Below are 9,921 nucleotides of genomic sequence, written 5' to 3' on the forward strand. Positions count from 1 at the left end.
GAGATCTACACTACACGCTCCTCGTCGGCAGCGTCAGATGTGTATAAGAGACAGTTATCGTTCAGCTTGAAAAATTCCGCAAGCTGCAGAGGCAGAGTTGGGGAAAGTCCCACAACCAAAGGAAGTGGGACTGTTAACGCAGGCGGTAAGTGAGTCATGTGCGGGCTAGGAGTCCACGCAGGCAATGGATCCCTTTTCTCCGGGCGAGGTAGTACCGTCAGCACGGACAATAATTACCTGGATGCAGAGTTGATCTTCCCCGCCAAAAGAGGGTCGTGCGTGGGGCTCCGTTACAGAGTCGTATTCACCTTCGGGGATGAGGACGGTCCGGTAACGCCACATGTATGTATCGCCGGGCTTGGGTTGTGGGTTCTTCCACCGGAAATCAGCGAAGTCCGGCTTTCCGGCGTCCTGCATGCCAACGAGGCCCTCCACATCCGGTACGCTGCCGTCCCCCAAGGGGCCGGCTGGCGTCTGGCTTCCGGTTTCCGGGGTTGCCACCTTCGGCTGCGCTTGGGTGCTAAGGACTACCCCCATCACAATTGCGACTACCAGTACTGCTGCGCCTGTGGCGGCCAGCCACAGGTTGCGCTTGCTGTGGTCTGCCGGCGGAGCGTCTTCCTTTGTTGCCGCCGTGCCAGCGGTGGATCGGTTGACTGTTGCCCGGTGATCGTCTTGCGAAAGCGATGGCTGCCAGCCGCGCAGCACGGTGGACTGGGCAGGGCCGGTACCACCGTCCGGTGATGTGTAGGGTCCCGGGGCCTGGAACTGCGCCGGGGCCCACTGCGGTTTTTCGGGTTGGAGAAGCAGGGGAGTGCTACTCGGTTGCATGGGCCGGGCGGGCGTCTGGGTGCCGTTAGGAACAGTCGACGGGAAGGTCCGTGCCGGGAAGGTGGGCGCTGACCCTGTGGTGGCGGTTCCCGAGGCGTCGGGATCGATCGAGGCGATGCTCCGGACGCGGGTTTCTTCGAAGTTGTCATCCGGATGCTGATCGTCTCCGTGCCCGGGCTCCTCCAGCACCTCAAAAGGCGTCACGGACAGGTTCAGTTCGGCCTGGATCCGCTGGAGTGCCAGCGCGAAAGCGTGCGCTGAGGAATAGCGGGATTCCGGTGACTTGGCCATGGATGTGGCCAGGACGAGTTCCAGTGACTCAGGAACGTCGGCACGGCCCAGCCTGGGCAGTGGTGAGTTGGTGATGCGGGAGATCAATTCACGTTGCGAGTTGTCCTGTCCAGGAAGGACAAACGGCGAACGACCCGCCAAGAGCGTGTACAGGGTTGCGCCCAAGGCCCAAATATCCACGGGAACACCGTCCACGGCGCCCCCGCGGAACTGCTCAGGCGGAGACCACGGGATGGACATTCCGGCGTCATCCTCGGTATCGGCACCGATGGTGCCGGAGATGCCGAAGTCCGTCAGGGCAGGCCGGTTGTAGTCGGTCACCAGGATATTGGCGGGCTTAATGTCCCGGTGCACAATGCCGGCCCGGTGCGCGGTCTCGACGGCGGAGGCCACCTGGATGCCGACGGCCAGAACCTCATCAACGCTGAAGCGCTGGCGACGATAACGGACGTCAAGGCTCGGCCTGGAGCAGTACTCCATGGCGAGATAGGAGTGGCCGTTCTCGGTGATCTCGGCTTCGAAGATCGTCACAATGTACGGGTGCGAGGACAACTGGGCCATGAGGTTCGCTTCGGACTCGAAGCGGCGTCGAGCGCCCTCGGTCTTCAGATCGGACAGCAGCACTTTGACGGCTACTTTGCGGCGGGGCCTGTCTTGCTCGTACAGGTAGACATCCGAGAATCCACCAGAGCCGAGCAGGCTGATGTACTTGAAACCCGGGATGGGTGGAGGCGGCGCAGGGGGCCTCTTGGAACTCAAAGAATCTCCTCGAAACGCAATGAAATGTTGTCACCGAGTTCGGCGATGTCGCCGTCCAGCAGGATAGCCATCTCGTTTTGGGCAAGCCGGCGCGGTGCCTGGCCCTCCCGGATGAGCACGGTTCCGTTGGTTGCCTTCAGGTCGCACAACATGACGTGCCAACCCTCAAGCCGGACCTCCATATGAGAACTTCCCAAACCTAGCTCTAAGCTAGCTGCCAATGTCTGTGACTTCACCCCCGGTCTCCATCCGAGACAGGACCTTATCTCCGACTTTGAGACCTGGGGCGCCGCCGTGGAGAAGATGCATTGTAGTCATGGTGCTGCCTAACGCCGCCGAATAAAGATCTAGATCCACTTTCGCACAAGCGGGACTGCCCCGGCTTTTGTTGACTCGGGGTCTTAGGCCGCTGTGAGCGCGGTCCGGTTGATTGTTTCATATTCGATGGGCGTGAGTTTTCCCAGTCGTCGTTGCCGTCGCCGGCGGTGGTAGGTTCTCTCGATCCAGGTTGTGATGGCCAGTCTGAGGTCTTGCCTGGTGAGCCACCGCTGACGGTCCAGGATGTTCTTTTGCAGCAGTGAGAAGAACGATTCCATCGCGGCGTTGTCCGCGCACGCACCGACCCTGCCCATCGACCCTGTCAGGCCATGGTGCCGGAGTGATTCGACGAACCGGCGGGACCGGAACTGGGACCCACGATCCGAATGCACCACGGTCCCTGCAGGGTTGCGTGCCCGCACCGCGTTCTCCAGTGCCGCCACGGCAAGCGAGGACTTCATTCGCGAGTCCTTCGAATACCCGACGATCCTTCCGGAATAGACGTCCTTCACCGCGCAGAGGTAGAGCTTGCCTCGACCGTGGGATGTTCGGTGATGTCCGTCAGCCACAGCTCGTTGGCAGCCGCGGCGGTAAAGTCCCGCTCGACCAGATCGTCATGAACCGGTGGCCCGGGTCTGCGGTTCAGGCCGCGATTCTTCGAGAACACCGACCAGATTCCGTGGTCCCTGCATAGGCGCTGGACCCTGTTCTCGCCCGCCGTGATGCCCTTCCCAGGAAATTCGTCGGCGATAAAACGGTACCCGAATGCCGGGGTCGTCGGCGTGAATGTCCAAGGCGCATTGACCAGGTGCGCATCGATCCAGTCCCGTTCCGTTACCGGGCTGGCTCGCCAGCGGTAATAGCCTTGCTTGCTGAATTTCAACACCCTGCAGGTCACCGCCACTGGAACACCCGTCGGCGGCAAGATCCGTGACCAGCGGGTAAATCATTTTGGGTTGATGTCCCTGGCCAGATAGGCAGCCGCCCGGCGCGGGATCTCGTTCTCCTGCTCCAGCAGACGGTTGCGCTTCTTCAGCTCACGCATCTCGGCCGAATCACCGCTTGCGGGGCCAGCTCCGGATTCTTTACGTTCGGCAATGGCAATCCAACGCTTGAGCGTCGTGATTGACAGCCCGAAATCCTTTGCAATCTGCGCCACCGGCGCTTCGCCCTTGCGGGCCACATCAATAACATCCTGGCGAAACTCCGCCCCATAAGCCGTGGGCATGGTCAACATCCTTCCACGAGCACAGGCTCGCTAGGTTAAGGAGTCAACATAACCGGGGGCAGTCCCGTTCGACGTGGGCTGTGTCTAGTTCAGGCCTAAGACCTGGCGGAGTCCATTATTCGGAGGCATAGGTATTCTTGGCTGTTCCTCGCTTTCGGTGACTGCCTTAGCCGCTAACTAACTGCCCGAGGAACGGGTCAGGACCCGTTCCCGATTGGGAACGGGTCCTGACTCACTGTGACCCGCAAAGGGGTTGCCCTCAGCCTTGGGGGCAGTGTCTATGATCCACACGACCCGGTGGGGAAGCTGCTATTCAACGTCCTGGGCATGGTTGCCGAGTTCGAAGCCGATCTCATCCGGGCCAGGACGCGGGAAGGAATGGCCGTGGCAAAAGCCAAGGGCCGACTGCGGGGGAAACCACCAAAGCTCTCGAAAGCCCAAGAGGCGCACCTCGTCAGCCTCCACCAAGGTGGGGGTACACACCACTACTGAGATTGCCGAGCTCTTCGGCATCGCTCGCTCTACGGTCTACCGCGCCCTCCAGAGAGCAATACCCACGCCGCCCAGGTGACCAATAGCGCCCTGAAGACACCTGGCGGCTTATCGCCAAAAGTCATCAGCCTTCCCCGAGCCTAGTCGAGGCTCTTGGCTTGGGTGTAGGGCTTGGTGTTCTTGGACATCAGGCTCTCGTCTCCGGGGCGACGCGTTGCAGCAAGGCGTTGTGTACCTTCTCCAGGGTGCTGCTGCGTGCCTCGGCGCTGGCGAGTTTCTTCTCCGCGTCCACGGCCGCGCCCGCAGCGGCGCGTTCTGCTGCACGTGCGCCTTCCAGTTCAGCGCCCAAGGCGGCCAGCCGTTGCTCCAAGGCCTCCACCGTGGACTCCAATGCGGTGATGCTGGCCTGATGCTCGGCGGCCGCGGATTCCTTCTCCGTGGCGGCCTTGTCGAGGTCCGCCACCAGCTCGGCGATTTCCAGGTCTTTGTCCTTGCGTTCCTGCGCCCAGGCGGCCTCGAGGGCGGCGTGCCGCTCGGAAGCCAGCGCAGAGGCGTCAGCCCAGCAGGCCGCGGCGAGCCGGGTGGCCTGTTCGAGCAGGGCCGGCGGCGTCGCTGCCACCTGCCCCCCGGCGGCGAGTTTCTCCTCTGACCATTCCTTCAGGTAGCGGGTAGCGTCGGCGTTGCTGACGCCGGCGGCAGCCCGGACCGTGGAAACGGTCGGGCGGCGCTCAGTGCTGATCTGCTCAGCTGCTGCGAAGACGCGGTCTTTCACACTTGACCTCATAGCGGTTGCTCCAAAGTAGTAGGAGTAGTAACGATACTACTACTACTACTACTACTTTTTCAAGGACCAGACCGGTGGCGTGCGAATGGAGACGACTACTGAAAAGACAGATTTCACGGGAACCGGGATTTTGCCGACGCGGGGTGCTATTCGCCGAATGAGACGTCTCGTATCCTTGGCGATACACGACAGCTCGCGGGTCAGTCATGGACATAATGGCGATCATAGAAAGATGCCATTTCTTGGATTAGAACAGGGATCCTACGGAGAGAAGTGCCCCTACGGGCAGTTCTCCTCCAAGACGCGCCAATAGGCCGTGAACTGAGGGGTTCGTTTTCTTCGATGGGCGGCCGTGAAGTCGGAGTCGAGGGCGTCGATGATCTCAGGTCGCCCCCAGCTGTCGACGGCTGGCGGCGTCTTGGCCCTTGAGCCAGGTCCGCAACCGCTCCAAAACTGGCTGTGTTGCCTGCTCAACAATGTCTTCCACGGTACGGATAAGGTCGCTGAAACCGTTCGGCCACGGCTAACGGCATCTGATGGATGACAGAGACAGCCAGCACGTCGACCCCTTTCCCCTGGGCATCGAGAATGGCAACAGGTACGGGCATAGCCAGCGTCGATTGTGAGTGCGCGATGGTGGTGTTCCGATAATTCCGAATAAACTCATGTACGGGTTGAAGGGTTGGCCGGAATTGCCGGAACCCCTGACATCTCGTCGAGTCGGCTTCGGACATTGGAGTGGATAAAGGGACGGATATATGCCGTGACAGCATGAGAGGTGAGCGGCATCCACAGCTCCCAGCCCTCCCCCTCGGTTAGTGCGCAGCTCAAGGCGTGCGCGGCTTCCGAGAGGTCACCTGCGTGGCTTGTCAGCTCGACTAACAGCCTTGTGTCGGCTGTGTCGGGCAGAACTGCGATCGGTGGGCGAGGGATCCTCAAGGGTGTGGCTACTCCTTGTCTTCGGATGATTGTACGTTCTCTAAGGCTAGAGAACAGCAGGCGTTGGGCGGTTGACGTCGCGTCGAAAAGACGAGGAAGTTCGTGCTGACGCACCATGCGTCAAATAACGCTGTAAAACGGCTGACATTTTCAGAAGTCAGCTGCACTTGATCTCGCGGAATCCCGGGGTTGGTGCAGACGAGCATGTACACGGAAATGTCAGAAGTGCCGTGCAGGGCACTCCCTTCTGCTCCAGAGTTCTCTGCACAGAGGGCGCATTTCTGAGTCGCCTGCACGGTTGACTATGCCCTGGGCCTTATGGATGGGCCGGGCCGTCGGCCCAGCCAACCTCTACCCCGGGCGGAGCGCCGATCTGTTGGGGGCAGTCTAGGTTCGACTTCGTCTGCGGTTTAGGCCTGTACCTAAAGTCTGCTGCGGCCAAGTCCTCGAACAAGGAGACCCAAGGCCGCGCCTACCTGAGTTCCGATGATTACTGTGGCCCCTGTCCAGTCAACGTCACTTGGGCGGCCCTGAGCGCTAATCCACAGGTAGACGTTGACACCGATTTCCGAGGCGCAAATCGCTATGCCGGCGAGCGGTATCAGCAAGGAGGGCGGTGCTGCCGCGGCAGCACCAAGTAGCCCAGCAACCACGAGCAAGAGGAGGTTCAATTCAATAGGTACTTCGAGGAGAACCTCGATGTTGAAGGGGTAAACCAGGAAGAGCAGTATTTCTACAGCCCCCAGAGCAGCGAGGCCAAGCCTCGGGATATTCAAGGTTCTCAGAATGTTGAGGACCACACCCACCAGAAACATGAGTGCGAAGATACTGATCATGGCGGTTGCGGGCAGTGAAGAGGCTTGACTAGCAGTAACGTATTCCCAAACCATGACAACAGCCAGCAGGCCAAAGAACCGCCATTTATCGACAGAAATATTCCGTGCGACGTAGGTGTCTCACGCCGAACCATCTACCGGCATCTGACCCCCTGTACCGGCGGCAGCTGACCAAACCATCCCAGAGGTCTAAGCCTGTCGGCGCGGCGGACCGCACCGGGTCGGTCCTCGCTGCGCGCGGGCTGTAGAAGCCTTTTCTTGTCTTTGGCTGCTGTCCTGACGGATTGTACGTGCCCGCTCCGGCCTGTCTAGCCCCTGTGAACTCCGGGGCCTGCGGGCCGGGAATTTCCCTCCGGCGCTTCGCTTATTTCCTTCGGGAATTTCCCGGCACTTGCCCCATGGGTAGACAGGCCTCCGTCGGGCACAGCTCCGCAAGCTTCGCCAGCAGCCAAAACAACGGCGGGGGAGGGGAAGCTGGCCACTCACCACGAGCGCCCCACCCACCAGATCCTCAGCAAAGGACTTGAACCTTGACCAACGAACTCCGCATCACAAGCCCGGCCGACATCCTCAGCTTCATCCCTCACATCCTCGGCTTCGCACCCAAAGAATCCTTCGTGTTCATCACCATGCGCGGGAACACGCTCGGCGCGACCCTGCGCGTCAACGCCCCCACGGACACCAACACTGCAGGTTTCGCCCGGGCCATGGCCAACTACCTCGCACTGGACACCGTAGCCAACGCCGCCGTGCTGGCCGTCTACACCGAACAGCCCGCCGCCGACGGCGCGCCCCGCCCATTCAACGAGCACATCGAGTCGATCATCGAAACACTCGACGCCGCCGGAGTCCCGCTGAAAGATGCATGGCTGGTCACGTCCGAGCACTGGAAAAACCTGCTGTGCGACGATCTCCGGTGCTGCCCCGTCCAGTCCTTGGACTCCATCACGGACGGGCACCTGAACGCCGAAATGATCTTCCGTGGCAGCAGCTACAAAGACGCCCCCGGCACCACCTACGCCCCGTTCAACGGCCCGGCCGACACCGCCGAACAGATCGAACACGCCGGGCACGTGCTGCAGTACAGCGAGGAGATCAACGGCCGCGTGCTGTGGAACCGGGCCATCGAACAGGGCACACGGATCACCCCGGAAACCGCCGTACAGCTACTGGCGTGCTTCCAGCACCCGAGCCTGCGGGACACCCTGATGTGCAATGTGATTGAACCTGAACGAACTGACGCGGACGGCAGCGGATATCTGCTCCTCGGCGAGGGGATCACCCCGGATTGGGACCGTGTGGACCGGGCCGAGGAAGCGGCCCGGGAACTGATCACTGCCGCACCGGAAACGTACCGGGCACCGCTGTTGACCGTGATCGGCTGGCTCTACTACCTCAAAGGCCAGTCATCCGTCGCGGCGAAGCATTTCACCGCCGCGCTGGACGACGTGCCCGGGTACCGGCTGGCAGAACTGATGGAAGAAGTCATCAGCCACGGCAGGATTGCCCCCGTCGCCGCCGATGCAGCGACAGGGTACAAGAAGCGCTAACGCCCATCAGGGGCCGGGACCGGTTACGGTTCCGGCCCCACCGGCGTCGGCGGCCTCCCCCGCTGGCGCTCCTCCGGCCGCCGATCAACGCTGACGCGGGCGAAGCCACCCAAGAACGTGAGCTCCCCAAACCTCGGGCTACAGTGGAAGAACCACCGGTTCCACCAACGTCAGGGAGCAACGCCCATGAGCCACGACTTCGTCCTCACCGAAGAAGACGCACCCTCCGGCCATACCCATGCCGAAGACATCCTGGAACTGAGCATGCTCACCGCGGAACCGAATGGCACCGTCGTGGACATCTCCTGGGAGAAAACCCCACAAGACTTCTAATCCCTGCAGCGATGACGCTGCACCCATGATTTCCTTTTGCTGAGGGAAAACAGAAAGAGCCGGCACCACATGGTGCCGGCTCTTCCGCCATTCCAAGGACAGGGCGGTCCGCCGTTGTGGCAGCTCCAGGGGGTGGTTGCCGGCGGCGGACCGCCAAGGCGCAGCCTGCAGTTGGGTCTCTGCTGTGGCGCGTCGCACCGGCCGCGGGTCTCGCCTGGGTGCATCGGTGGGGTGCTGGGGAAGCGGCTCGCCAGGGCGAACCGTGAAAAGGACGTCCGCTCCGCGGCCGGCTGTTGGGTCCAGGGCGCCGTCGCAGAGCTCCTGCACGCCCTGGCCCTGTGTTGTCTACGACGTTTTGGCTGCTGTCCTGACGGATTGTACGTGCCCGCTCCGGCCTGTCTAGCCCCTCCAAAAGCAGTCGGGGCCTGCGGTCCGAAAATTCTTTGGCCAGGGATCCTCGCTAGCTCGGATTCCGCAAGATTTTTCTGCCCTTGCCCTGGCGGGTAGACAGGCCTCCGTCGGGCACAGCTCCGCAAGCTTCGCCAGCAGCCAAAACAACGGGGGAGAAGGGAAGCTGGCCACTCACCACGAGCGCCCCACCCGCCAAATCCTCAGCAAAAGAAGGAGTAACACCATGGACACCACCGAAGAGCAGAACCCGACCACCATGGACACCACCGAAGAGCAGAACCCGACGACCGGCCCGGACGCGGATTGGTTCTACGCCTTGGATTGGGACAACGCAGAGGACCGCCGTTTGGCGAACGGCGGACACGATCCCCTCACTGACGGGCCGGTCTAAGGGAAGGGATAACAAACCATGCTGACCCATTTGATCGCGCTGTACGTCTGGGAACCAGACGTTCCCGGTAACCACCCACTTACTCACTTTCTCAGCAAAAAAGGAGCAACGTCATGACTGAAAAAATTCACTCTCACCGGCCCCGCTGACCTGCTGAGGGGAAGCTGGCCACTCATCACGAGCGCCCCACCTACCGTTTGACAGACATAGAAGCATCGGGGGAGGAAAGAAAGCAGCTGGCCGGGTCACACCGCTCCCTCACCCATTCCTCTGCAAAGGACACAAAACCAATGAACGCAATCAACGTCCAGACGATCACCACCGAGGACACCGGCGAAACCATCCACGGCGTCACCGTGCTGGGTAACTACCACATGAACGGCGGTTACGACTGGATGGAACTCATCGGAGAACACGGCTGGGTAGTGATCCCCAGCTGGGGATCTGACGGCTGGGACCTAGGTGTATTGACCACGGAGGTTGGTGACGCGGCTGGCTGGTGGCTGACCTTTGAGTGAGGTGTGGCCTCGATGATGATTGTAGTGATGGAGCCAGTCGGCGAAAGCGGCAACACGCTCGGCCTCTGATCGGTAGGGTTTGGCGTAGGCCCATTCGTCGAGCAGTGTGCGGTTGTAACGTTCGACTTTTCCGTTGGTTTGGGGACGGTAGGGCCGGGTGCGTTTGTGCTTGATCGCCGTGCCGAGCGCGTCCTTGAACGCGTAGGAGCGGTAGCAGGAGCCGTTGTCGGTCAGGACCCG

Annotated in this window: 9 protein-coding genes and 2 pseudogenes; 5 read left to right on the plus strand and 6 right to left on the minus strand. The window is 61.3% G+C overall.

All coding sequences use genetic code 11. From position 1 onward, the window contains the following. Positions 1-165: 165 nt before the first annotated feature. The 3 genes and pseudogenes from ACLRGI_RS22625 to ACLRGI_RS22635 form a co-directional block, all read right to left on the minus strand. Positions 166-1,881, minus strand: coding sequence for a serine/threonine-protein kinase (locus ACLRGI_RS22625; RefSeq protein ID WP_419203696.1), 1,716 nt, complete (start codon positions 1,879-1,881; stop codon positions 166-168). After that, the gene (locus ACLRGI_RS22630; RefSeq protein ID WP_231745631.1) at positions 1,878-2,033 is read right to left on the minus strand and encodes a hypothetical protein; all 156 of its coding nucleotides are present in this window, start codon (positions 2,031-2,033) and stop codon (positions 1,878-1,880) included. Before ACLRGI_RS22630 ends, ACLRGI_RS22625 begins: the two co-directional genes overlap by 4 nt. Before the next feature lie 249 nt (positions 2,034-2,282). Continuing rightward, a pseudogene (locus tag ACLRGI_RS22635) lies at positions 2,283-3,427 on the minus strand (IS3 family transposase). A 252-nt stretch (positions 3,428-3,679) separates the two neighbouring features. Here ACLRGI_RS22635 and ACLRGI_RS22640 point away from each other — a divergent pair. Then, positions 3,680-3,998 (plus strand): annotated as a pseudogene (locus ACLRGI_RS22640) (recombinase family protein); the annotation flags it as partial. 108 nt (positions 3,999-4,106) lie between these two features. Here ACLRGI_RS22640 and ACLRGI_RS22645 read toward each other — a convergent pair. Then, a complete protein-coding gene (locus tag ACLRGI_RS22645; RefSeq protein ID WP_419203697.1) occupies positions 4,107-4,703 on the minus strand; it encodes a DNA-binding protein in 597 nt (198 codons plus the stop codon). A gap of 1,361 nt (positions 4,704-6,064) precedes the next feature. Continuing rightward, positions 6,065-6,478: a hypothetical protein gene (locus tag ACLRGI_RS22650; RefSeq protein ID WP_419203698.1), complete on the minus strand. Its 414-nt coding sequence runs from the start codon at positions 6,476-6,478 to the stop codon at positions 6,065-6,067. Between the two features lie 530 nt (positions 6,479-7,008). Here ACLRGI_RS22650 and ACLRGI_RS22655 point away from each other — a divergent pair. The 4 genes from ACLRGI_RS22655 (at position 7,009) to ACLRGI_RS22670 (ending at position 9,681) form a co-directional block, all read left to right on the plus strand. Then, entirely contained in the window at positions 7,009-8,028 is a 1,020-nt protein-coding gene (locus ACLRGI_RS22655; RefSeq protein ID WP_419203699.1) for a DUF4192 domain-containing protein, read from the plus strand. A gap of 186 nt (positions 8,029-8,214) precedes the next feature. Further along, a complete protein-coding gene (locus ACLRGI_RS22660; protein WP_419203700.1) occupies positions 8,215-8,361 on the plus strand; it encodes a hypothetical protein in 147 nt (48 codons plus the stop codon). Between the two features lie 634 nt (positions 8,362-8,995). Beyond that, the gene (locus ACLRGI_RS22665; RefSeq protein WP_419203701.1) at positions 8,996-9,163 is read left to right on the plus strand and encodes a hypothetical protein; all 168 of its coding nucleotides are present in this window, start codon (positions 8,996-8,998) and stop codon (positions 9,161-9,163) included. Positions 9,164-9,453: 290 nt separating this feature from the next. Next, positions 9,454-9,681 (plus strand): hypothetical protein, encoded by a 228-nt coding sequence (locus tag ACLRGI_RS22670; RefSeq protein ID WP_419203702.1) that lies wholly within the window; start codon positions 9,454-9,456, stop codon positions 9,679-9,681. On the opposite strand, the gene ACLRGI_RS22675 is transcribed toward ACLRGI_RS22670, so the two are convergent. Beyond that, positions 9,622-9,921, minus strand: a 300-nt coding sequence (locus ACLRGI_RS22675; protein WP_419203703.1) for an integrase core domain-containing protein, incomplete at its 5' end; no start/stop codon positions are given. The genes ACLRGI_RS22670 and ACLRGI_RS22675 overlap by 60 nt on opposite strands.

Origin of the sequence: Paenarthrobacter sp. PPS72, assembly GCF_048537125.1 — a bacterium.
Lineage (GTDB): Bacteria > Actinomycetota > Actinomycetes > Actinomycetales > Micrococcaceae > Arthrobacter > Arthrobacter nitroguajacolicus_E.

What these genes read in the sequence shown, in the direction of transcription:
- ACLRGI_RS22670 (WP_419203702.1), top strand. Translation starts at nt 9,454, where the DNA reads ATGAACGCAATCAACGTCCAGACGATCACCACCGAGGACACCGGCGAA.
- ACLRGI_RS22665 (WP_419203701.1), top strand. Translation starts at nt 8,996, where the DNA reads ATGGACACCACCGAAGAGCAGAACCCGACCACCATGGACACCACCGAA.
- ACLRGI_RS22645 (WP_419203697.1), bottom strand. Translation starts at nt 4,703, where the DNA reads ATGAGGTCAAGTGTGAAAGACCGCGTCTTCGCAGCAGCTGAGCAGATC.
- ACLRGI_RS22650 (WP_419203698.1), bottom strand. Translation starts at nt 6,478, where the DNA reads ATGATCAGTATCTTCGCACTCATGTTTCTGGTGGGTGTGGTCCTCAAC.
- ACLRGI_RS22660 (WP_419203700.1), top strand. Translation starts at nt 8,215, where the DNA reads ATGAGCCACGACTTCGTCCTCACCGAAGAAGACGCACCCTCCGGCCAT.
- ACLRGI_RS22630 (WP_231745631.1), bottom strand. Translation starts at nt 2,033, where the DNA reads ATGTTGTGCGACCTGAAGGCAACCAACGGAACCGTGCTCATCCGGGAG.